A 22,456-nucleotide genomic window follows, 5' to 3' on the forward strand; every position below is an offset into this window, starting at 1 on the left:
GTGTCTAGGCCTTGGCGCTGAGCTGGTCGCCGGTCGCGGCCAGCAGGTCGGTCCAGGAGTCGATGAACTTCGTGACGCCTTCGTCTTCGAGCTGGGCGAACACATCGTCGAGGTCGACGCCGGCGGCGGCGACGCGCTCCATCACCTCGCGAGCGTCGGCTTCTTGCCCGATGATGGACGATTCGTTGACCCAGCCGTGGTCGGCGAACGCTTCCATCGTCTTGCCCGGCATGGTGTTGACGGTGTCGGGGGCGACGAGTTCGGAGACGTAGAGGGTGTCGGGGTAGTCGGCGTTCTTGGTCCCGGTGGAGGCCCATAGTGCGCGCTGGGGGCGCGCGCCGTGGGCGGCAAGGTCGGGGAACCGCACCTCTTTGGTGAACACGTCCTGGTAGCGCGCGTAGGCCAGGCGCGCGTTGGCCAGTGCGGCCTTGCCGCGCAGTGCGAGTGCCTCGTCGGTGCCGATCGCGTCGAGACGCTTGTCGATCTCGGTGTCGACCCGGGAGACGAAGAACGAGGCCACCGAGTGGAGGTCGGCGATGTCGCGTCCGGCGGCCAGCGCGGCGCCGAGGCCGTCGAGGAAGGCCTCGATCACCTCGGCGTAGCGCTGCACCGAGAAGATCAGGGTGACGTTGACGCTGATGCCCTCGGCCAGGACGCGGGTGATGGCGGGCAGCCCGGCCTTGGTCGCGGGGATCTTGATCAGCAGGTTCGGGCGGTCGACTTCCTGCCACAGCTCGATCGCCTGGGCGACGGTGCCGTCGGTGTCGTGGGCCAGCCGCGGGTCGACCTCGATCGAGACGCGGCCGTCGACGCCGTCGGACTCGACGAATACCGGTGCGAACACGTCGCACGCGTCGCGCACGTCGTCGGTGGTGATCGTGCGGATCGCGGCGTCGACGTCGGCGCCGGAGGCGGCGAGTTTGGCGACCTGCTCGTCGTAGCTGTCGCCGGCCGAGAGTGCGGCCTGGAAGATCGACGGGTTGGTGGTGACACCGACGACCGACCTGGTCGCGATCAGCTCGGCGAGCCGGCCGCTGCGCAGCAGGTCGCGCGACAGGTCGTCGAGCCAGACGGATACTCCGGCCTCGCTGAGTTGGGCCAACCGCTCGTTGGTGGTCATTTCGGTGACTCCTCTTTCGATATCGCGGTACTGCGGTCTGGTGACTACTTCGTGTTGGCGATGGAGCGCCGCGCCGCGTCGGCCACGGCCTCGGCGGTCACGCCGAACTTCTCGTAGAGCACCTGGTAGGCCGCCGAGGCGCCGTAGTGCTCGATGGAGACGATCTCGCCCGCGTCGCCGACGAACCGGTACCACGGCATCGCGATACCGGCCTCGACCGCCACACGAGCCCGGACCTGCGGCGGCAGCACCGAATCCCGGTACTCCTGGGGCTGGGCGTCGAACCATTCCACGCACGGCATCGACACGACACGCGCGTCGACGCCCTGCTCGGCGAGAGCCTCGCGCGCCGCCACGGCCAGCTGGACCTCCGACCCGGTGCCGATGAGGACGACGTCGGGTACTTCGCCGTCGGCATCGACGAGTACGTAACCGCCGGCGGCGACGCCTTCGGCCGACGTGCCGTCGAGGACGGGCACGTTCTGTCGGGTCAGGGCCAGTCCGGCCGGGTTGTTGCGGCGGGTGAGGACGTGCGCCCAGGCGTGGGCGGTCTCGTTGGCGTCGGCGGGCCGGACCACGTCGAGGTGGGGAATCGCACGCAACGCGGCGAGATGCTCGATCGGCTGATGGGTCGGACCGTCCTCGCCGAGACCGATCGAATCATGGGTCCAGACGTAGATCGGGTCGATCTCCATCAGCGCAGCCAGCCGCACCGCGGGGCGCATGTAGTCGGCGAACTGCAGGAAGGTACCGCCGTAGGCGCGGGTCGGGCCGTGCAGCACGATGCCGGAAAGGATTGCGCCCATCGCATGCTCGCGGATGCCGAAGTGCAGGGTCCGGCCGTACGGGTCGGCGGTCCACGTCGACGTCGATATCGACGCCGGGCCGAAGGACTTTGCCCCGGCGATCGTGGTGTTGTTCGACCCGGCCAAGTCGGCCGAACCGCCCCACAGCTCGGGCAGCACCGGGCCCAGCGCGCCGAGCACCTTGCCCGAGGCGCTACGCGTCGCGACCGAGTCGCCGGCCTCCCAGCTCGGCAACGCGTCGCGCCAGCCGTCGGGCAGCTCGTGGGCCGTCAGCCGGTCGAACAACGCCTTGCGGTCGGGTGACCCCGCCGCCCACGCGTCGAACGCCGATGTCCATTCGGCGCGCGCGGTGGCGGCCCGCTCCCGCAGCCCGCGGGTGTGGGCGATGACGTCGTCGGCGACGGCGAAGTCGGCCTCGGGGTCGAAGCCGAGGATCTCCTTGGTCGCCTTGATCTCATCGGCGCCCAGCGCGGCGCCGTGCGCGGCACCGGTGTTCATCTTCGTCGGAGCCGGATACCCGATGACGGTCCGCAGGCAGATGAGCGACGGCTTGTCGGTCACCGCCTTGGCCTCGGCGATCGCCGCCTCGATGCCCACGACGTTCTCGCCGCCGTCGACGGTCTGGACGTGCCAGCCGTAGGCCCGGTAGCGCTCGGCGACATCCTCCGACAAGGCGATGTCGGTGTCGTCCTCGATCGAGATCTGGTTCTCGTCGTAGAAGACGATCAGGTTGCCCAACTGCTGCGTGCCCGCCAGCGAGCTAGCCTCGCTGGTCACGCCTTCCTCGATGTCGCCGTCGGAGGCGATCACGTAGATGAAGTGGTCGAACGGGCTGGCGCCCGCCGCGGCGTCGGGATCGAACAGGCCGCGCTCGTAGCGCGAGGCCATGCTCATACCCACCGCCGACGCCAGGCCCTGGCCGAGCGGGCCGGTGGTGATCTCCACGCCCTTGGTGTGCCGGTACTCCGGATGGCCGGGCGTCAACGAGTCCCAGGTCCGCAGCGCCTTGAGATCGTCGAGCTCGAGACCGAATCCGGCCAGGTAGAGCTGCACGTACAGGGTGAGGCTGGAATGACCGCACGACAGGATGAACCGGTCGCGGCCGACCCATTCGGGATCGGCCGGATCGTGGCGCAGCACCCGCTGGAACAGGGTGTAGGCCAACGGTGCCAGGCTCATCGCGGTACCCGGATGACCGCTGCCGCACTTCTGCACCGCGTCGGCGGCCAGCAGACGAGCCGTGTCCACCGCCTTGGTGTCCAGGTCGGTCCAGTCATCGGGATGGGCGGGCTGGGTCAGCTTGGCGATCTCGTCGATGTGGACCACGGTGGTGCGTTCTCCTGGAATGGAAGTGATGGGGTAGGAAAGTACGTGTCTGCTCCAGCCTAGTCGGAGGCCTGCGGGTTCATGAGTCGAGCCTCGTGTCTGGCCGTCGACGGGCATGGCCGGGGTCTGGCGGTGTGGACCCCGGGTCTACACTTCGTAGTAGTGCGGGCACGGGGTAGGTCGAAGCCCCGGGTGAGTCGAGCGTTTCGGACAAGCGGAGTGACAGTTGAGCAGTGAGCGTGTGGACACCGAGACGCCGGTGGCCGATCACTCGCCCGACCAGTCGCTTCCGCGGCGGGCGCGCAACGTCGCCGCCGCCTATGTCGCCCTGACCAAGCCGCGGGTGATCGAACTCCTCCTCGTCGCCACCATCCCGGTGATGCTGCAGGCCGACCGCGGCACCGTCGACATCGGTCTGATCGCCGCGACGCTGATCGGCGGCTGGCTGGGCGCGGCGAGCGCCAACACGCTGAACATGGTGGCCGACGCCGACATCGACCAGAAGATGCGCCGCACCCAGCGCCGGCCGTTGGCGCGCCACGCGGTGACGCCGCGAGCCGCGTTGGTCTTCGGCATCGTGCTGGGCGCCGCGTCCTTCGTCGTGCTGTGGCGCTTCACCAACCTGCTGGCGGCCGTGCTGGTGATGATCACCATCGCGTTCTACGTCGGCGTCTACACCCTGATCCTCAAGCGGCGCACCTCGCAGAACGTGGTCTGGGGCGGCGCGGCCGGCTGCATGCCGACGCTCGTCGGCTGGGCCGCGGTCACCGGCTCGCTCAGCTGGGAGCCGTTCGTCCTCTTCCTCGTCATCTTCTTCTGGACACCGCCGCACACGTGGGCGCTGGCAATGCGCTACCGCGAGGATTACGAAGCGGCCGGTGTGCCGATGCTGCCCGTCGTCGCGACCGAAGAGCAGGTGACCAGGCAGATGGTGTTCTACACCATCGCAACCGTGATCACGTCCTTCGTCCTCATCCCCGCGGCGGGCGTGGTGTACGCCGCCGTTGCCGTTCTCGCCGGGGCGTGGTTCGCGCAGCGAGTGTGGAAGCTGTACCGCGAGACGCGTCAGGGCAAGGAAGTCGTCCCGCTGAAGGTCTTCCTGCAGTCCAACGAATACCTGGCGCTGCTGTTCTGCGGATTGGCCATCGACGCGGTCTTCCACCTGCCGACCATCGCGTCCTACTTCTCCTAAGCCCACCCCAAACGCCGAGTGGGCACCTCACCTACGCCGACTGGGCACCTCACCCACGCCGAGTGGGCACCTCACCCACGCCGACTGGGCACTACGCCATCAGCGCGATCGACCCCGTGGTGGCCCGTGATTCCAGATCCCGATGGGCTTGTGCGGTGTCGGCCAGCGGATAGTGCGCGCCGACGCGGATTCGGACCGTTCCGTCGGCGACGGCGGTGACCAGTCGCCCGCTCCGCTCGGCGAATTCGTCGGGATCGGCGATGAAGTGTGCCAGTGTCGGCCGCGTGACCGAGAGCGATCCGGCGGTGTTGAGGCGCTGCAGGTCGAACAGGGGCACGGGGCCGCTGGCCGCACCGAAGAGCACGACGGTGCCGCGCACGGCCGTCGCCGCGATACTCGCGTCGAAGGTATCGGCGCCCACCCCGTCGTAGACGACGGCGACGCCTTTGCCGCCGGTCAGCCCGCGCACCCGATCGGCGAGGTCGTTTCCGTAGCGAAGGACGTGAGCGGCCCCGGCCTCGCGGGAGAGGACTTCCTTCTCATCGGTGGAGACCGTGGAGATCACCGTCAGCCCGGCGGCGACGGCCAGCTGGGTGAGGATCAGCCCCACCCCGCCCGCGCCGGCGTGCACCAGGACGGTGTCGCCCGGCCGCGGGTGTGCCGCGCCACGAAGCAAGTAGTCGGCGGTCAGCCCCTGGAGCAGCATCGTGCCGGCCACCTCGTCGGCGACCTCGGCCGGCACGCGGACCGCGCGCGTCGCATTGACCAGGACCTGCTCGGCATAGGAGCCGGGCGCGTCGCACCATGCGACGCGGTCGCCGACCGACAACCCGGTCACGCCGTCGCCGAGTGCCGCGACCACACCGGAGCCCTCGGTGCCGGGCACGTACGGCGGGTCGCTGGGGTACAGGCCGCGACGCAGGTAGGTGTCGATGAAATTCACCCCGGCGACCTTGTTCTGGACGAGGACCTGTCCGGGCCGCGGAGCGAGGTCGGGCCGCTCCTGCCACGTCAGGACATCGGGCCCGCCGTGGGCGGTGACGACGATCGCGCGCATGTCCCCAGTTCTACACCGGCGGGCGGGCAGTATCATCGACGGCTATGAGCGAGGACACCGCTGAGACGCCGACCGCCGAGACCGCAGCGCCCACGATCCCCGGCGGGGTCGTGAACTCGATCCGCCGCTACGTCGAGCGCGAGGGCGGAGCGGCTACCGCCATCCTGCAGCCCATCGGGGACGCGGGAATCCGCATCACCCTCGTCGGGCAGGACGGCGGCATCCTCGGCGACCGTGTCGTGGCCGACGAACCCACCGCGCACGCCGTCGTCGATGCGGTGGAGGGCCTGACCGTGTCGGAGGAATGGACCCGCGAGCTGGTCTCCGAGGCGACGGTGACGCCGTCGCACTGGCGCAAGATGGCCGGCTGGGTCGCGCATCAGCACCGATTCCCCAAGGCTCGCAACTCCTCGATCCTCGACTGATCCCACCCGTGGACCAGCGCTTCTACGACACTACGTAGTATGAGCGACGTGGCTCCCAACCCGATCGTCCGCACGTGGTATCGCGTGGTGGATCTCCTGCCGTTGCCCACCGTGCGCACCCAGCGGCGTATCGCCTTGGCTGCCCTGCTGAGCCAAGCGCTGATCGCGGTCACCGGTTCTATCGTGCGCGTCACCGGTTCCGGCCTGGGCTGCCCGACCTGGCCCAAGTGCCACGACGATTCGCTGCTGCCGATCCCGTCCGACGAGGTGCCGTGGTGGCACCAGGCCATCGAGTTCGGCAACCGGCAGATCGCCGTCTGGATCGTCGTGACGACGGCGGCGGCCATCGTGTTGGCGGTGAGCCGCGCGCGCCGGCGCCGCGAGGTGCTGGTGTACGCGTGGATCCTGCCCGCCTCGACCTTCGCGCAGGGCGTGCTCGGCGGGGTCACCGTGCTGGCCGGTCTCAAGTGGTGGGTCGTCGGGGCTCACCTGCTGGTTTCGACCGCCATGGTGTGGCTGGCTGCGACCCTGTACGTGAAGGTCGGCCAGCCCGACGACGGTGTGCCGGTCGACGCCGCGCCGCGCCGCGCCCGCAGCCTCGTCGCCGCGTCGGCGGTGGCATTGGCCTTCGCGCTGGCGGCAGGCGTCACGGTCACCGGAGCCGGACCGCACGCCGGCGACCGGACCCGGCCGGAGGCGATCGACCGTCTCCACGTCAGCATCCCGCTGCTCACCTCGATTCACACCGCGCTTGTGGTGGTGTTCCTCGGGCTGGTGGTTGCCGCGCTGCTCGTGATCCGGCGCGCTTATCCCACCCCCGAGGTGCTGCGACGCTGTCGCATCGTGCTGATCGTCGTCGCGGCGCAGTCCTTAATCGGCGTCGTGCAGTACTTCACGAACGTCCCGGCGCTTCTCGTCGTCCTCCACGTCGCCGGTGCGTGTTCGGTCATCGCCGAGACGGCAATCCTCTATCAGGCGCTGCGACCGCGCGTCGACGCGGACAAGGCCGAGGAACTCAGTCGAACCTGAAACACTTGACGGCCACGGCAGTCCCGGCGATCGCCCACAGGACCAGTAGCACGAAGGCGGTCGGTGCGAACTGGCCGTCGCCCGCCTTCTGCAGCGCGTCGGCGAGAGCGCCCGAGGGCGTACCGCTGGCCACCGCCCGCAGCGTGTCGGGCACGCGTGAGCCGAGGACGACCATGCTGGCGAACCCGGCGAGGACGAACCAGATCAAGTTGGCCACGGCCAAGACGACTTCCGCTTTGCCGGTGCCGCCCAGCGCGAGCCCGAGCGCGGCGAACATGACGGTGCCCAACACGATGGCCAGCGCGGCGAATCCGATGCCCGCGGCGTTGGGGCGCCAGCCGAAGACGGCCGCGATCGCGCTCAGGAGCACCATCTGCGCCGCGACGACGATGACGACCGCGATCGACTTCCCCGCGATGACCCCCCACCGGGGGATCGCGGTCGCGCCGAGGCGTTTGAGCGCGCCGTAGCGACGGTCGAACCCCACCGCGATGGCCTGCCCGGTGAACGCCGTCGACATGATCGCGACGGTGAGGATGACCGGCAGGAACGTGTGTGCGCGCGCCGCCGCCGTATCGCCCGCGTCGGTCGACAACGGGACCAGGCACAGTCCGATGAGCAGCGTGACCGGGATGAACATGGTCAGCAGCAATTGCTCGCCGTTGCGCAACAGCAGTTTCAGCTCGAGCGCCGACTGTGCCGCGACCATCGACGGGATCGGCGCCGGCCGTGGGTCGGGGGTGAAGGATCCCGGCGGAAAGGTCTCGGTCGCCGGGCGGGCGGGGGAATTCACGCGCGGACCTCCCGTCCGGTCAGATTGAGGAAGACGTCTTGCAGGCTGACGCTGTCGACGCGGAGTTCGGTCAGGAGTACGTCGCGGTCGGCGCACCAAGCGGTGAGCGCCGCGATCGCGCCGGGGGTGGCCGGGCCGCTCAGCGTGTAGTCGCCGGGAGCGACCTCGGCGCCGGTCACCGCGCCCCCGCAGGACCTGCTCATCGCGGCGGCGGCATCGGTGATCGGCAGCCCGGGCTGGGCGCTCAGCCGGATACCGCCGGATTCGCGGGCCGTCAGCTCGTCGGGGGTGCCGGCCGCGACGACCCGCCCGGCGTCGATGATCACGATGTCGTCGGCCAGGCGCTCGGCCTCATCGAGCATGTGGGTCGTCAGCAGCACGCTCACACCGTCGGCGCGCAGCGCGCTGATGAGGTCCCACACGACGATCCGGGCGTGGGCGTCGAGTCCGGCGGTCGGTTCGTCGAGGAAGACCAGTTCGGGGCGCCCGACGACGGCGCAGGCCAGCGACAGTCGCTGCTGCTGGCCGCCGGAGAGCCGCCGGAACGGGGTGGCGCCGACGGAGTCGAGGCCGAGGACGTCGAGCAGCCAATCCGGGTCGATCGGGTCGGCGCAATAGCTCGCGCAGAGCCGCAGCATTTCGGCCGCCCTGGCGCCCGGATAGGCACCGCCGCCTTGGAGCATGACACCGATTCGGGACCGCAGCGCGTCGTTGTCGCGGCGCGGGTCCAGGCCGAGCACGCGCACCTCACCGGCGTCGGGGGCGGTGAACCCCTCGCAGATCTCGGCCGTGGTCGTCTTGCCCGCGCCGTTGGGGCCGAGGAGCGCGAGCACGGTTCCGCGGCGAAGCGTCAGATCGATCCCGTCGACGGCGAGCTGCGAGCCGAAGGACTTGCGGAGACCGGAGATCGCGACGGCGTCGTCGGCGACGGTCTCGGCGGGTGATTCGGTGCTCGGCACGGTTCTCAGCCTATTCGTCGGCATTCCGCCGCCGGATGCCGGGCAGCCACCGCGGCCGGTCGTCGAAGAACAGCGCGGTCAGCACCGCGACCATGAGGAACGCCGCGGAGAGGCCCTGAGCCAGAACGATGCCCGACGTATTCGAGCTGGTGGGCATGACGACCGTCGCGATGAGGGCCGACGACGCGATCGCACCGAGCCGGAACCAGCGGTCCGAGGCCCAGGCGGCCAGGGGGATGACCGCCCAGAGCAGGTACCAGGCCTGCGCGAAGGGGGAGAAGACGACGATCGTCGCCATCGAGATGCCCAGGGCGCCGATGGGATGGATGCGACCGCCGAGCGAGGCGAGCAGCCACCGGACGATGAAGGCGCCGGCGATGAGCTGCGCGAGAGGACGCACGATATCGAGGATCGCCTGGGTGTGGTCGCCCAGGCCGAGGCCGATGCCGATGCGTCCGGCACCGACCGACAGCAGCGTTGGCATCGACATCCACGACCGCACGATGTCGCCGGTGGACAGCGTCCTGGTCCAGCCGAAGCCCAGGCCGGTGCCCACGCAGATGGTGACGATGACCACCACGGCGACGATGCCCATCAGCGCGGCCGAGCGCATCAACGCGAGGAAAGAGTCTCTCGACCGGGACCACCACTGCCGCAGCGGCGCGTGGCGCAGGGCGGGCAGGGTCGCGCCCCACCGTCGCGCCAGGGCGACGCCGAGGAAGCCCAGGGCGATGATCGATGTGGCCTTGATCATCGACGACATCGCGATGACCGCGGTCCCGGAGAGCAGTAACCACCCCGCGGCCGACGGCAACCAGCGCGATCGATCACTGTGCAGTGACCGCGTCGAGTCCACCGCGGCGAGTCCGAGCTCGAGGCCGACGAGCATCATGCCCAGCATCAGCGACTCGTTGTGGATGCCGCCGACCAGATGCAGGATCACCAGCGGGTTCATCGCGCCGAGCCACAGCGCCGCGATCGGGGACACGCCGCAGCGGTGGGCCAGGCGGGGCAGGGCCCAGACGATCATGGCGACACCGGCCAGGGCGAGCATGCGGTGCAGGAAGATCCCGACGGTGATGTTGTCGCCGCTCAGGGCCGTGATGTGTTCGCCGAGCCACAGGAACAGCGGGCCGTAGGGCGCCGGGGTGTCTTTCCAGATGTTGGGCACCGACCCGGCCAGCTCGTACAGCGGATGGTCGGGGGGCAGTCCGTTGAGCGGGCTGACCGTGTACGGGTCTTTGCCGATGTACCCGATCGCGCTCTGGGCCAGGTAGGAGTAGATGTCTTTACTCAGCAGCGGCGGTGCGATGAGAATCGGCGCGAGCCACAGCAGCAGGGTGCGGTCGGCCTGCCGCCGGGTCATGCGCCGTGCCGGGGTTGTGCCGTGGAACACTTCCACGCCCAGCCGTCCGACCGCGTACCGGCCGATCAGCAGCCACGCCACCACCAGCATGAGCGTTCCGCCGATGCTCAGCGTGAGCGCGGTGGAGAACATCCGCGACGGCAGCGAGAGCAACCGCAGCCCGGCCACCGGGTTCTGGCTCACCGGGATTGCGCCGGTCCCCAGCGAGCCGATGAGCAAAAGGATCGATCCGGTGGCCCCGAAGATCTTGATGCGGGTCAGACATTTATTCTCGTCGGCGTTGAGGGGGCCGACCTCGGCCTCGTCGGCGTGCAACCCCGCGACGGCGACACCGTAGTCGCCCGGCCGGTCGGCCTCCGCGGCCGGTGCTGGCTGCGATCGCCCGCGACGGGGCGTCAGCCCGAGGTAGTCGAGCAACGAGGTGGCCACGGAACAAGACTCTAGTCGGCGGTTCGGGCCCAATCGCGGCCGCACGATGGTAAGGCGACCCTTGCTTGTGGGGGCGGAAGAAATTAAGTCACACTTGTGTTGTGAAAAGCATGACCACTCGCCGTCGAACCGTGCGCGCCACCGGCGCGGCGGTCGATGCTGGGCAGGCGCGGGCAACCGGTCCGGCCGACGGTCAGACTAGGCACACGGTGGTGGAGCTCCTCGGCGAGGACGGCCCCCTGACCGCCGGTGACATCGCCGAGCGCCTCGGCATCAGCCCGGCCGGCGTTCGTCGTCATCTCGACGCCCTGCTGGCCGCGGGTGACGTCGAGACGGCCCAGACCGATCACGGATTCGGCGGTGGACAGCGCGGCCGCGGCCGCCCCGCCAAATGGTTCCAGTTGACCGCGACGGGGCGCGGGCAGCTGCGCCACGCCTACGACGACTTGGCCAGTGCCGCGTTGCGCGCCCTGCGGGCGGCCGGGGGCGAGGAGGCGGTCGCCGCCTTCGCCCACGACCGCATCGCCCGGGTGACCGACGGCATCGACCCGGCCGGCGACCTCGACGAGGTACCGGCCACGATTGACGCGATCGCCTCGGCGCTGACCAGCGCCGGGTACGCGGCCAACACCCGGGAAGTCGGTTCGGGCATGCAGATCTGCCAGCACCACTGCCCGGTCGCGCACGTCGCGGCCGAGTTCCCGGAGCTGTGCGAAGCGGAGACGCAGCGGTTCACCGAACTGCTCGGCACCCACGTGCAGCGCCTGGCGACCATCGCCAACGGCGACTGTGCCTGCACGACGCACATCCCGCTGACTGTTCACACGTCCACGACTGCGACGCCAGCCCAGGCCGCAGCACCAGCAATCGGCGCACAGCCCGCGCCGAGGAAGAAGGAAGGCTCCCGATGACGCTTACCGAGCCGACACCACAGGCGCCGGTCGCGACCGCGCCGCAGATGACCCAGGACGAGACGATCGCATCCCTGGGTACCTACGGCTACGGCTGGGCGGACTCCGACGAGGCCGGCGCATCGGCCAAGCGCGGACTGTCCGACGCCGTGGTCGCCGACATCTCGGCGAAGAAGGACGAGCCGGAGTGGATGCTGGAGCAGCGGCTCAAGGCGCTGCGCATCTTCGACCGCAAGCCGATGCCGGCCTGGGGCGCCGAACTCGACGGCATCGACTTCGACAACATCAAGTACTTCGTGCGGTCGACGGAGAAGCAGGCGCAGTCCTGGGAGGACCTGCCCGAGGACATCCGCAACACCTACGACAAGCTGGGCATCCCGGAGGCGGAGAAGCAGCGGTTGGTCGCCGGTGTCGCCGCGCAGTACGAGTCCGAGGTCGTTTACCACCAGATCCGCGAGGACCTGGAGGAGAAGGGCGTCATCTTCCTCGACACCGACTCGGGCCTGCGCGAGCACCCGGAGCTCTTCCAGAAGTACTTCGGCTCGGTGATCCCCGCCGGCGACAACAAGTTCTCCGCGCTCAACACCGCCGTGTGGTCGGGCGGGTCGTTCATCTACGTGCCACCCGGCGTGCACGTCGACATCCCGCTGCAGGCCTACTTCCGCATCAACACCGAGAACATGGGCCAGTTCGAGCGGACGCTGATCATCGTCGACGAGGATGCCTACGTGCACTACGTCGAGGGCTGCACCGCGCCGATCTACAAGTCGGACTCGCTGCACTCGGCCGTGGTCGAGATCATCGTGAAGAAGGGCGGTCGCTGCCGCTACACGACGATTCAGAACTGGTCGAACAACGTCTACAACCTGGTCACCAAGCGCGCTAAGGCCGAAGCCGGCGCGACGATGGAGTGGGTCGACGGCAACATCGGCTCGAAGGTGACGATGAAGTACCCGGCGGTCTGGCTGACCGGTGAGCACGCCAAGGGCGAGGTGCTCTCGGTGGCGTTCGCCGGTGCCGGTCAGCATCAGGACACCGGATCGAAGATGGTCCACCTCGCGCCGAACACGTCGAGCAACATCGTGTCCAAGTCGGTGGCCCGCGGCGGCGGCCGCGCGTCCTACCGCGGCCTGATCAAGATCAACCACGGCGCGCACGGCAGCCGTTCGACGGTGAAGTGCGATGCCCTCCTCGTCGACCAGATCAGCCGCAGCGACACCTACCCGTATGTCGACATCCGCGAGGACGACGTCACGATGGGCCACGAGGCGACCGTCTCCAAGGTCTCCGACGACCAGCTTTTCTACCTGATGAGCCGTGGTCTGACCGAGGACGAGGCGATGGCGATGGTGGTCCGCGGCTTCGTCGAGCCGATCGCCAAGGAACTGCCGATGGAGTACGCGCTCGAGCTGAACCGGCTCATCGAGCTGCAGATGGAAGGAGCCGTCGGCTGATGGCAGAGGCAATCGGTACCGACAGCGCCGTGAAGGCACCCGGATCCAGTGTCGTCACCAACAAGGGCGAACTCTTCACCTCGTTCGACGTCGACGCTTTCGAGGTACCGGGCCAGCGCGAGGAAGCGTGGCGGTTCACCCCGTTCCGCCGGCTTCGGGGGCTGCACAACGGATCGGCTCCGGCGACCGGCACCGCCACCGTCGAGGTCGCCGGTTCGGGTGCGTCGCTGCCCGCGGGCGTGACGGTCGAGACCGTCGCCCGCGGCGACGAGCGACTCGGCGAGGGCGGCGTTCCGTTCGACCGGATCGCGGCGCAGGCGTTCTCCTCGTTCCCCGAGGCCACGATCGTCACCGTCGCCTCCGAGACGGTTCTCGACGAGCCGGTCGCGGTCACCGTCACCGGACCGGGTGTCGACGAGGTGGCCTACGGTCACGTGCAGATCCGGCTGGAGCCGTTCGCCAAGGCGACCATCGTGATCGACCAGCGCGGCAGCGGTACCTACGCGGAGAACATCGAGTTCGTCGTCGGCGACAGCGCGCATCTCACCGTCGTCAACCTGCACGAATGGGCCGACGACACGGTCCACGTCGCTGCGCACCACGCGCTGCTGCAGCGCGACGCGACGCTGCGACATTTCGCGGTCTCGCTGGGCGGCGATCTCGTGCGGCTCTCGCCGATCGTGCGCTACGCCGCCCCGGGCGGCGACGCCGAACTGTGGGGCCTGTACTTCGCCGACGCCGGGCAGCACCTCGAACAGCGCCTGCTGGTCGACCACTCGCAGCCGCACTGCCGGTCGTTCGTCACCTACAAGGGCGCGCTGCAGGGCGACCCGAGTCAAGGGCACGGTCGAGAGGCGCACACCGTGTGGATCGGCGACGTGCTGATCCGCCCGGCCGCCGAGGGCACCGACACCTACGAACTCAACCGCAACCTGGTGCTCACCGACGGCGCGCGCGCCGATTCGGTGCCGAACCTGGAGATCGAAACCGGCGAGATCGTCGGCGCCGGACACGCGAGCGCGACCGGACGCTTCGACGACGAGCAGCTGTTCTACCTGATGGCACGCGGCATTCCGGAGGAGACGGCGCGTCGCCTGGTGGTGCGCGGCTTCTTCGGCGAGATCATCGCGAAGATCCCGGTGCCCGCCCTGCGGGAACGCCTGACCGAGGCCGTCGAGGCCGAACTGGAACTGGCGGCGGGCGGCGCGTAGCCGTCGAGACCGCCGTCATCAACCGACAGCCATCACAGCCCAGACAAGAGAAACCACGAGGAATTGAAGTGACCACCCTGGAAATCCGCGACCTGCACGTGCGGGTCGCCACCACCGACCCCGAAGCCGAGCCGATCGAGATCCTCAAAGGCGTCGACTTGACCGTGAAGTCGGGGGAGACGCACGCGATCATGGGCCCGAACGGTTCGGGCAAGTCCACGCTGTCGTACGCGATCGCCGGGCATCCCAAGTACGAGGTCACCAAGGGCAGCATCACGCTCGACGGCGAGGACGTCCTGGAGATGACCGTCGACGAGCGCGCCCGCGCCGGGATCTTCCTCGCCATGCAGTACCCGGTCGAGGTGCCCGGGGTCTCGATGTCGAACTTCCTGCGGACCGCCGCGACCGCCGTGCGCGGCGAGGCGCCGAAGCTGCGCCACTGGGTCAAGGAGACCAAGGAAGCCATGAAGGCCCTCGACATCGACCCGGCCTTCGCCGAGCGGTCGGTGAACGAGGGTTTCTCCGGCGGTGAGAAGAAGCGTCACGAGATCCTGCAGCTCGATCTGCTCAAGCCGAAGATCGCCGTCCTCGACGAGACCGACTCCGGCCTCGACGTCGACGCGCTGCGCATTGTGTCCGAAGGCGTGAACCGCTACAAGCAGGAGGAGGACGGCGGGGTTCTGCTCATCACCCACTACACGCGCATCCTGCGCTACATCAAGCCGGACTTCGTGCACGTCTTCGTCGACGGCCGCGTCGTCGAGTCGGGCGGTCCGGAACTCGCCGACGAGTTGGAGGCCAACGGCTACGTCCGGTTCGCCGGCGCCGCCGCCAAGTAGCCGGACGGCCGCGAACAGCACAGCACCACTCATCAGCGTGACAGGAGACAGCGTGAGCATCGCTCAGCAGAACACCGCGACGACACCGGGCCCGCTCGATGTCGTCGGTGTCCGCGCGGATTTCCCCATCCTGGCCCGTCGGGTGCGGGACGGGAAGCCGCTGGCCTACCTCGATTCCGGGGCTACGGCCCAGCGTCCGTTGCGGGTGCTCGACGCCGAACGCGAATTCCTGCTGAACCACAACGCGGCCGTGCACCGCGGCGCCCACCAGCTCGCCGAAGAGGCGACCGATGCCTACGAGCACGCCCGTGACGTGATCGCGCGGTTCGTCGGGGTCGGCGCCGACGAGATCGTCTTCACCAAGAACGCCACCGAGGCGCTCAATCTGGTGGCGTATTCGCTTTCCGACGACCGAGCGGCCACCGTGCTCGGGGGGAAGGCGATCGGTCCCGGCGACACGGTCGTGGTGACCGAACTGGAGCATCACGCGAACCTCGTCCCGTGGCAGGAGCTGTGCCGTCGCACCGGCGCGTCGTTGCGGTGGTACGGCGTGACCGACGACGGTCGCATCGACCTCGATTCGCTCACCCTCGACGAGTCGGTCCGCATCGTCTCGTTCACCCACCAGTCGAACGTCACGGGCGCGGTCGCCGATGTTGCGGAGATCGTCCGCCGGGCGCGGGAGGTGGGTGCGCTGGTCGTCCTCGACGCGTGCCAGTCGGTCCCGCACACGGCCGTCGATTTCGCCGCCCTCGACGTCGATTTCGCCGCGTTCTCGGGGCACAAGATGTTCGGTCCGTCCGGCGTCGGCGTGCTCTACGGAAAGGCGCGACTGCTCGACCAGATGCCCCCGTTCCTCACCGGCGGATCGATGATCGAGACGGTGACGATGGAGGTGTCGACCTACGCCCCGCCGCCGCAGCGGTTCGAGGCAGGGGTGCCGATGACGTCACAAGCGGTCGGTCTCGGTGCGGCGGTCGAGTATCTCAACGATCTCGGCATGGACGCCGTCGCCGCGCATGAACACGAGTTGACCGCCGCGGCGCTGGAAGCGCTCGGCGGGATCACGGGGCTCCGCATCATCGGACCGACCAAAGCCGACGCGCGGGGCGGAGCGGTGTCCTTCGTCGTCGACGGCGTGCACGCGCACGACCTGGGCCAGATCCTCGACGACGAGGGCGTGGCCATCCGCGTCGGACACCACTGTGCGTGGCCGCTGCACCGGCGTTTCGGGATCGCGGCGTCGGCGCGCGCATCGTTCGCCGCCTACAACACCCTCGACGAGGTCGACCGGCTGGCGGCAGCGATCGTGAAGGCCCAGCAATTCTTCGGGAGTCGCTGACCGATGCGGATGGAGCAGATGTACCAGGACGTCATCCTGGACCACTACAAGCACCCGCATGGGCGGGGCCTGCGCGAACCGTTCGACGCCGAGGTCCATCACGTCAACCCGACATGCGGTGACGAAGTCACCCTGCGCGTCGAGCTGTCCGCCGATGGCAGCGAGGTCGCCGACGTGTCCTACGACGGACAGGGATGTTCGATCTCGCAGGCCTCGACGTCGGTGCTCTACGACCAGCTCGTCGGGCTGCCCGTCGACGAGGCGCTGGCGATTTTGGACTCCTTCACCGCGATGATGACCTCGCGCGGCACCGACGCCGGCGACGACGAGGTCATCGGCGACGGCATCGCGTTCTCCGGCGTCAGCAAATACCCGGCGCGCGTGAAATGCGCCTTGCTGGGGTGGATGGCCTTCAAGGACGCGCTGAGCCGTGCGGTCGAGGACGCAGGCGAGCACAAGACCCGAGAAGAGGAACTGACATGACCGAAACCGCGCCGCAGAGCGAACCGAGCACGTCGCTGCCTCAGCTCGAGGATGTCGAAGAGGCGATGCGCGACGTCGTCGACCCCGAGCTGGGGATCAACGTCGTGGACCTCGGACTGGTGTACGACATGACCGTCACCGACGAAGCGATCGCCAAGCTGGATATGACGCTGACGTCGGCGGCCTGTCCGTTGCAGGACGTCATCGAGGACCAGGCGCGCGCCGCGCTGGTCTCCAGCGGGCTGTGCACCGATCTGGAGATCAATTGGGTGTGGCTGCCGCCGTGGGGTCCGGAGAAGATCACCGACGACGGCCGCGAACAGCTACGCGCCCTGGGCTTCACCGTCTAACCGGCCAACCAACTCCTTCCCGCCCCTAACGCCGACTGGTGCCCACTCGGCATGGGTGAGGTGCCCACTCGGCGGGGTTGAGGTGCCCACTCGGCGGGGAGAGGCAATCATCTACGCTCATCCGCATGCGTAGAACTCAGATTGCCGCCGTCCTCGGTGCGGGTGCCATCGCGCTCCTGCTGCCCGCCTGCAGTTCGGTGGACAACCCCATCGCCGACGGCGGTGACGCGTCGATCAAGGTCGACGGCAAGGAACTCAACCTGGCCGACAAGACCGTCGGTTGCGTGACCGGCGACGGCCGGGTCAACATCGGCGTCGGCTCCGAGGCGGGCAAGTCGGCCATCGCCGCCGTGGTGACCGAGGGCGACAACCCGCAGGTCATTTCCGTCGGCCTCGGCGCCATCGACGGCGTGACGCTGGGGTTCGTACAGGGCATCCCGGGTGGCGGCAGTGCCACTGTCAAGAAGGTGTTGAAGACCTACACGATCACCGGTGAGGCGACCGGCATCAACATGTCCAACCCGTTGCAGCCGTCGAAGAAGTCCTTCGAATTCAAGGTTCGCTGCCCGTAGGCGCTCAGGCGGGACCGGATGCCGTGGTGGCGACGACCGGTTGGTAGCGCAGTTCCGAGACCGGACGCGCACGTCCGAGCCGGTCGTGGTCGGCGAGGAAACTCACCAGGTCGCTGACCGTTTGCGAACTCGGGCGCGGTGCGTACCCGAGTTCGGCGCGCGCTTTGGTGCAGTCGACGCTCGGTGCCGCCTGGATGGCCGAGATCGACGCGCGGGAAACGAGGTCGGAGCCGAACAGGTGACCGAGCGGTTCCGCAGCGGCGATCACTGCCTTGAGCAGGCCGTTCGGGATTGCGAAGGCCGGCTGCATCCGGCCGGTCAGCTTGGCGGCCGATCTCATCGCGTCCATCAGGCGGACCTGCTCGCCGCCGAGTATGTAGTTCTCGCCGGTACGGCCGTGCTCCGCCGCGAGAGCGAGTCCGGCGGCGACGTCGCGAACGTCGACCAGGTCGAAGCCGCCTTCGATGAACACCGGCACCACGCCTCGCGCGGCGTCGCGCAGCATTCCGTTGATCCGCGACAGCGGGCGCCCGCCGATCCCGTCCGCGGGGCCGTAGACGCCCGTCGGATTCGCTATCACGGCGTCCAAACCGTCGGCCACGACCGCGCGCAGTTCCTGTTCACCAGCCCACTTGGACCGGTCGTACACCGGTATGCCCGGGTCGGCCGCGCGCGACGACGACTCGTCGAGCACTCCGGACGTGGCGTACTGGTCGAAGGAGTGGATCGAGCTGCAGTGCACGAATCGGCCGACCCCGGCGGCCAGCGCCGCGCGCGCGACCGCGCCTACGCCCTCGGTGTTCACGCGCCACGCGACGGGGTCCTCCTGCTTGAGGGTGATCATCGCGACCAGGTGGAAGACCCGGTCGACGCCGGTCAGGGCCTCGGTCAACGACGGGACGTCGAAGATGTCGATCTCGCGCCAGGTGCATCGCTCGACCGGATGCGTCGACTCGGCGGGGACGGCACGGTCGATCGCCAGGACCTCGTGTCCGTCGGCCACCAACCGGTCGATGAGATTGGTTCCCACGAATCCGGCCGCGCCGGTCACCGCTACACGCATGGCTCACTTCCCGTCAGAATTAGAACACGTTCTAGTTACTGTACGCAGCGGCGAGGGGTCTGTCACTTCGATCCGATGACGCCTCACTAGCGTGGTTTCGGTGAGTACCGTCCTGAAACTGCGCGACGTCACGTTTCGCCGCGACGGCATCGAGATCCTGCACGGCATCGAGCTCGAAGTGCGCACCGGTGAACACTGGGCGATGCTCGGCCCCAACGGCGCGGGCAAGAGCACCGTGCTCGGATTCTGCGCCGCCCGCACCCACCCGACGTCGGGCACCGTCGAGGTGCTCGGGCGGCGTCTCGGTCGCGTCGATCTCGCCGAACTGCGGACCCACATCGGCCATGTCGACCCCCGCCACCGCCTGGCCACGCCGCTGACCGCCCGCGAGGTCGTGCTGACGGGTATCACGGGGACCATCGACCTCCCCATGCGCTGGCAGCCGACTGCCGAGCAGATCGCGCGTGCCGACGACCTCCTGATCGAGGTGGGGCTTTCGGCCCACCGTGAGTCGATTTGGCAGTCGATGTCACAAGGCGAGCGCGGACGCACCCTCATCGCCCGGGCGCTCATTCCGCAACCGCGCCTGCTGCTGCTCGACGAGCCGACGACCGGACTCGACGTCGCCGCGCGCGAGCAGTACCTCGCCACGATGGACCGGCTGGCGGCGTCGGACGCCTCGATGACCTCGGTGCTGGTCACCCACCACCTAGAGGAACTGCCCGAAACCACGACGCACGCGGTGCTGATCGCCGACGGTCGCGTCACGGCGTCGGGCGCGGCGCGCGACACCCTGACGACCCAGAAGGTCAGCGATGCCTTCGACCATCCGATCGCGGTCGGCTACGCCGACGGCCGGTTCTCCGCCCGCGCTCGTTAACGGCCGAGCCGGCGCGACGGGTAGAGGCGCTCGGCCAGTTCCTGCTTGGCGGCGACGTTGCGTTCGCGGTCGGCGGGGGAGAACCCACCGGCGTGCGGCCGGTCCGGGACGGTCGCGTCGGTGACCACCGTCCATTTCGACCCGGCGTCGGTCAACGACTGGTGTTTGGTCCCGTAGTAGTCGGGCTTGGTGACGATCGCCGCACCGCTGTCGCCCGCGGCCGCAGCGATCAGGTGGGGGTGAAACCGCGTGGTCAACCAGGTCTGGCCCTGGCCGATGGGCAGACCTTCGCGCCAGGTCGTCAGGAAGGAACGGACGTTGGCGCCCGCGAGCCGGTCGCCCAGCCGTTCGGCGACGGCGTAGTCGTGGCCGGGGATCGCCTCGACGACGGTGACCTTCTCGGCGGGCACCCGCCAGTGCGACAGCGTGGCGGCGGTGAAATCGGCCAGGGCCTCCAGTCCGGACGCCCCGTCGAAAACGAAGTCGTCGACCAGGTCGGACTGCATGCACAGCACGACGCCGTCGTCGGGGAGGACCTCGCCGCCACGGCGCTTGCGCACCTCGTCGACCAGGCGTGCGCTCCAGCCGTGCGTGGGGAGGGACAGCCACACGTCGTCGCCGGTCTGCGTCACCCGGTCGCCGCCGGAGAGGGCGACGCCGTTGAGGGCTGTTTGCGACGCGGCGTCGCGGACGTCGAAAACGGTGAAGGCGCGCGCGGAATTCTGAAGTGCCGCCCACTGCGCATCGGGGAGAAGTGGCAGCAGCCCCTGGCCGGTGGCGAAGACCGGTGCACCGGTCTTCGAACCGACGGCGGCCAGTGCCGCGATGACCCCCGCGTGGTGCGGCCACTGCCGATTGACGTAACCGCCGCCGAGAAGATGCAGCGACGAAGCCTGCAGGATGAGGTCGACGCCTTCGCCCAGGTAGGGGGCGAGTCCGAGCTGGCTCGCGGCCCGGGCCACCCACTCCCACGATCGTTCCGGGTCGACGGCCTCGTCGACATCCTCGCCCGCCGCGATCACCCGCGCGTGCTCGCTCAGCCGCCACAGCGTGTCGGTGAAGACGGCGCGAGGGTTCGCATGCCGAAGGATCAGCGCAGCCTGCCCCGGCGTGTGGCAATCGAGGACGACCGTGGCCCGGGGCCGTACGCGACGCAGATGGGCCAGCCACGTGTAGGCGATCAACTCGTCGCCGTAGTTCGGGTAGCCGGACGGGGCGACGAGGTAGATGATCTCCTCGCGGCGAATCGCGCGGGCGATGCGTGTGGACACGCGCTGTGAACTCATAACGCGACAATGCTACCGACGCCGGGTTTGGTCGTTTGGTGCGCTCGGGGAGCAACTCGACGGTTTGACTGGCGCGCCGAAACCGGCTACCAGCCACTAGGCTGGGCCGGGCAATCCGCGTCGGCCGACGATCGGCGCGGCAAAGAACAACAGCGGAGGAGTGCACGGTGGCTGGTGAATGGCGCCCAGATCCAAGTGGTCAGTTCGAGGTCCGGTGGTGGGACGGACAGCAATGGACCGATCAGGTCGGCAACCAGGGGCAGGTCTTCACCGCGCCGCTCGGCGCGCCGGCACCCGGCCAGCAGCCCGCGCCGCAGCAGCAGCAGCCGGCGCCGCAACCGCAGGCCCCGCAACAGCACGGCGGTCAGCAGGCCCCGTCGCTCGCCGACTCTTTCGCCGGCATCAGCGGCGAACTCGTCGACGGTCGCTTCAGTGAGAACGAGGAGTCGCCGATCGCCAAGCAGAACCGGAAGATGCTCCGGGTGCGCGTCGGTGAGCCCTTCTTCGCCCGGCAGGGCTCGATGGTGGCCTACCAGGGCAACGTCGACTTCGCCTTCGAAGGCGGCGGAGCCTCGCGGTTCATCAAGAAGGCTCTGACCGGCGAGGGACTGCCGCTCATGCGCTGCGCTGGGCAGGGTGACGTGTTCTTGGCCGACCTGGCCAAGGACGTGCACCTGCTCCAATTGGAGAACTCGGCGCTGTCGATCAGCGGCACCAACGTCCTCGCCTTCTCGGCGAGCCTCGACTGGAACATCGAGCGGGTCAAGGGCGGCAGCATGCTGACCGGCGGCCTGTTCAACACCCTGCTGCGCGGTAGTGGCTGGGTGGCGCTGACGACTGACGGCCCACCGGTCGTGCTGAACGCCGCCGAGGCGCCCACCTACGCCGACACCGACGCAATCGTGGCGTGGTCGGCGAACCTGCAGACCCACCTGGTGTCGAGCATGAAGGCCAGCGCGCTGATCGGACGCGGCTCGGGTGAGGCGGTGCAGGTCGCGTTCAGCGGACCGGGCTTCGTGATCGTCCAGCCGTCCGAGGGAATCCAGTTCCCCGTCCAGTAGCGGGCGATCAGCGGCGCGTCTCGCGCAACACGACCGTCGTGGTCGGAGTCGACAGGGTCAGCACGGGCCCGGCCACGCGGTAGTGCGGAGCCTTCTTGGCGAAGTTGGAGGCCCACGCGTCGGCCAGGTTGCGCGGCGGCGGACACGCCATCATCGTCGACGCCAGCCGGGAGAAGTGCAGGCGTCCGCCACGGGCCTTCGCGGTGCCGCCCATCTGATTGCACCCTGCGGTCAGGCTGACTCGGTCTTTGGCGCCGAAACTGATCTTCAGCGGGCCGCCGCCGGGAATCGGCAGCGGCGTGACCGATGTCGAGACGAAAGACCTGCCGGTCAGGCCCGGCACGGCGTCGGCGGTCGCCGGCGACACCAGTAGGGCGGCGCCCGCGGCCGCGGAGACGGCCACCGCGGCGGCGGTGCGTGCGGAAACGGAACGGGGGCTGGTCGTGGTCAACATGTCGACCACGCTACCGCCGGGCTGGCAATAGGTCACCCGTTGCCGGCG

The 22,456-nt window shown here is 69.1% G+C and carries 22 protein-coding genes; 13 read left to right on the plus strand and 9 right to left on the minus strand.

Features of this window, described 5'->3' with window-relative positions; translation table 11 throughout:
* Window positions 1–4 precede the first annotated feature (4 nt).
* On the minus strand, window positions 5–1,120 hold the full coding sequence (tal, locus tag GOARA_RS06250; RefSeq protein WP_007321486.1) for a transaldolase: 1,116 nt from the start codon (window positions 1,118–1,120) through the stop codon (window positions 5–7).
* Window positions 1,121–1,164: 44 nt separating this feature from the next.
* Window positions 1,165–3,252, minus strand: a complete 2,088-nt coding sequence (tkt, locus tag GOARA_RS06255; protein WP_007321487.1) for a transketolase — start codon at window positions 3,250–3,252, stop codon at window positions 1,165–1,167.
* Window positions 3,253–3,511: 259 nt separating this feature from the next.
* Here tkt and GOARA_RS06260 point away from each other — a divergent pair, with 259 nt between their 5' ends.
* On the plus strand, window positions 3,512–4,444 hold the full coding sequence (locus GOARA_RS06260) for a heme o synthase (RefSeq protein WP_245548370.1): 933 nt from the start codon (window positions 3,512–3,514) through the stop codon (window positions 4,442–4,444).
* Window positions 4,445–4,535: 91 nt separating this feature from the next.
* On the opposite strand, the gene GOARA_RS06265 is transcribed toward GOARA_RS06260, so the two are convergent.
* Window positions 4,536–5,501 carry a quinone oxidoreductase family protein gene (locus GOARA_RS06265; protein ID WP_007321489.1) on the minus strand — a complete coding sequence of 322 codons (966 nt, stop codon included), beginning with the start codon at window positions 5,499–5,501 and terminating at the stop codon, window positions 4,536–4,538.
* A 44-nt stretch (window positions 5,502–5,545) separates the two neighbouring features.
* Here GOARA_RS06265 and GOARA_RS06270 point away from each other — a divergent pair, with 44 nt between their 5' ends.
* Complete coding sequence (locus tag GOARA_RS06270; protein WP_007321490.1) at window positions 5,546–5,926, plus strand: hypothetical protein; 381 nt, start codon at window positions 5,546–5,548, stop codon at window positions 5,924–5,926.
* 39 nt (window positions 5,927–5,965) lie between these two features.
* A complete protein-coding gene (locus GOARA_RS06275; RefSeq protein WP_007321491.1) occupies window positions 5,966–6,955 on the plus strand; it encodes a COX15/CtaA family protein in 990 nt (329 codons plus the stop codon).
* On the opposite strand, the gene GOARA_RS06280 is transcribed toward GOARA_RS06275, so the two are convergent.
* The 3 genes from GOARA_RS06280 to mptB are packed head-to-tail and all read right to left on the minus strand — an operon-like array spanning window position 6,942 to window position 10,502.
* Window positions 6,942–7,748 (minus strand): ABC transporter permease, encoded by an 807-nt coding sequence (locus GOARA_RS06280; protein WP_007321492.1) that lies wholly within the window; start codon window positions 7,746–7,748, stop codon window positions 6,942–6,944. The genes GOARA_RS06275 and GOARA_RS06280 overlap by 14 nt on opposite strands.
* Window positions 7,745–8,707: an ABC transporter ATP-binding protein gene (locus tag GOARA_RS06285; RefSeq protein WP_007321493.1), complete on the minus strand. Its 963-nt coding sequence runs from the start codon at window positions 8,705–8,707 to the stop codon at window positions 7,745–7,747. Before GOARA_RS06285 ends, GOARA_RS06280 begins: the two co-directional genes overlap by 4 nt.
* 10 nt (window positions 8,708–8,717) lie before the next feature.
* Complete coding sequence (mptB, locus tag GOARA_RS06290; RefSeq protein WP_007321494.1) at window positions 8,718–10,502, minus strand: polyprenol phosphomannose-dependent alpha 1,6 mannosyltransferase MptB; 1,785 nt, start codon at window positions 10,500–10,502, stop codon at window positions 8,718–8,720.
* A 110-nt stretch (window positions 10,503–10,612) separates the two neighbouring features.
* On the opposite strand from mptB, the gene GOARA_RS06295 reads away from it, so the two are divergent.
* The 8 genes from GOARA_RS06295 (at window position 10,613) to GOARA_RS06330 (ending at window position 17,664) form a co-directional block, all read left to right on the plus strand.
* A complete protein-coding gene (locus tag GOARA_RS06295) occupies window positions 10,613–11,413 on the plus strand; it encodes a helix-turn-helix transcriptional regulator (protein ID WP_007321495.1) in 801 nt (266 codons plus the stop codon).
* Window positions 11,414–11,460: 47 nt separating this feature from the next.
* Window positions 11,461–12,867, plus strand: a complete 1,407-nt coding sequence (gene sufB / locus GOARA_RS06300; protein WP_373277722.1) for a Fe-S cluster assembly protein SufB — start codon at window positions 11,461–11,463, stop codon at window positions 12,865–12,867.
* Window positions 12,867–14,078 carry a Fe-S cluster assembly protein SufD gene (gene sufD, locus GOARA_RS06305; protein WP_007321497.1) on the plus strand — a complete coding sequence of 404 codons (1,212 nt, stop codon included), beginning with the start codon at window positions 12,867–12,869 and terminating at the stop codon, window positions 14,076–14,078. The genes sufB and sufD overlap by 1 nt, the downstream gene beginning before the upstream one ends.
* Before the next feature lie 68 nt (window positions 14,079–14,146).
* On the plus strand, window positions 14,147–14,917 hold the full coding sequence (gene sufC / locus GOARA_RS06310) for a Fe-S cluster assembly ATPase SufC (RefSeq protein ID WP_007321498.1): 771 nt from the start codon (window positions 14,147–14,149) through the stop codon (window positions 14,915–14,917).
* Between the two features lie 52 nt (window positions 14,918–14,969).
* Window positions 14,970–16,259: a cysteine desulfurase gene (locus GOARA_RS06315; protein WP_007321499.1), complete on the plus strand. Its 1,290-nt coding sequence runs from the start codon at window positions 14,970–14,972 to the stop codon at window positions 16,257–16,259.
* Between the two features lie 3 nt (window positions 16,260–16,262).
* The gene (gene sufU / locus GOARA_RS06320) at window positions 16,263–16,742 is read left to right on the plus strand and encodes a Fe-S cluster assembly sulfur transfer protein SufU (RefSeq protein ID WP_007321500.1); all 480 of its coding nucleotides are present in this window, start codon (window positions 16,263–16,265) and stop codon (window positions 16,740–16,742) included.
* A complete protein-coding gene (locus GOARA_RS06325; RefSeq protein WP_007321501.1) occupies window positions 16,739–17,092 on the plus strand; it encodes a metal-sulfur cluster assembly factor in 354 nt (117 codons plus the stop codon). The genes sufU and GOARA_RS06325 overlap by 4 nt, the downstream gene beginning before the upstream one ends.
* A 125-nt stretch (window positions 17,093–17,217) precedes the next feature.
* Window positions 17,218–17,664, plus strand: coding sequence for a lipoprotein LpqH (locus GOARA_RS06330; protein WP_007321502.1), 447 nt, complete (start codon window positions 17,218–17,220; stop codon window positions 17,662–17,664).
* A gap of 4 nt (window positions 17,665–17,668) precedes the next feature.
* Here the strand turns inward: GOARA_RS06330 and GOARA_RS06335 are convergent, their stop codons facing one another.
* The gene (locus tag GOARA_RS06335) at window positions 17,669–18,727 is read right to left on the minus strand and encodes an NAD-dependent epimerase/dehydratase family protein (protein WP_007321503.1); all 1,059 of its coding nucleotides are present in this window, start codon (window positions 18,725–18,727) and stop codon (window positions 17,669–17,671) included.
* Window positions 18,728–18,818: 91 nt separating this feature from the next.
* Here GOARA_RS06335 and GOARA_RS06340 point away from each other — a divergent pair, with 91 nt between their 5' ends.
* Window positions 18,819–19,607: an ABC transporter ATP-binding protein gene (locus GOARA_RS06340; protein WP_007321504.1), complete on the plus strand. Its 789-nt coding sequence runs from the start codon at window positions 18,819–18,821 to the stop codon at window positions 19,605–19,607.
* Here GOARA_RS06340 and GOARA_RS06345 read toward each other — a convergent pair.
* Window positions 19,604–20,893, minus strand: coding sequence for a polysaccharide pyruvyl transferase family protein (locus GOARA_RS06345; RefSeq protein WP_040521932.1), 1,290 nt, complete (start codon window positions 20,891–20,893; stop codon window positions 19,604–19,606). The two genes, GOARA_RS06340 and GOARA_RS06345, sit on opposite strands and share 4 nt — an antisense overlap.
* Before the next feature lie 167 nt (window positions 20,894–21,060).
* Here GOARA_RS06345 and GOARA_RS06350 point away from each other — a divergent pair, with 167 nt between their 5' ends.
* Entirely contained in the window at window positions 21,061–21,954 is an 894-nt protein-coding gene (locus tag GOARA_RS06350) for an AIM24 family protein (RefSeq protein WP_007321506.1), read from the plus strand.
* Window positions 21,955–21,961: 7 nt separating this feature from the next.
* On the opposite strand, the gene GOARA_RS06355 is transcribed toward GOARA_RS06350, so the two are convergent.
* Window positions 21,962–22,408, minus strand: coding sequence for an META domain-containing protein (locus GOARA_RS06355; RefSeq protein WP_007321507.1), 447 nt, complete (start codon window positions 22,406–22,408; stop codon window positions 21,962–21,964).
* Window positions 22,409–22,456: the final 48 nt, after the last annotated feature.

The organism is Gordonia araii NBRC 100433, from assembly GCF_000241265.1.
Classification (GTDB): Bacteria; Actinomycetota; Actinomycetes; order Mycobacteriales; family Mycobacteriaceae; genus Gordonia; species Gordonia araii.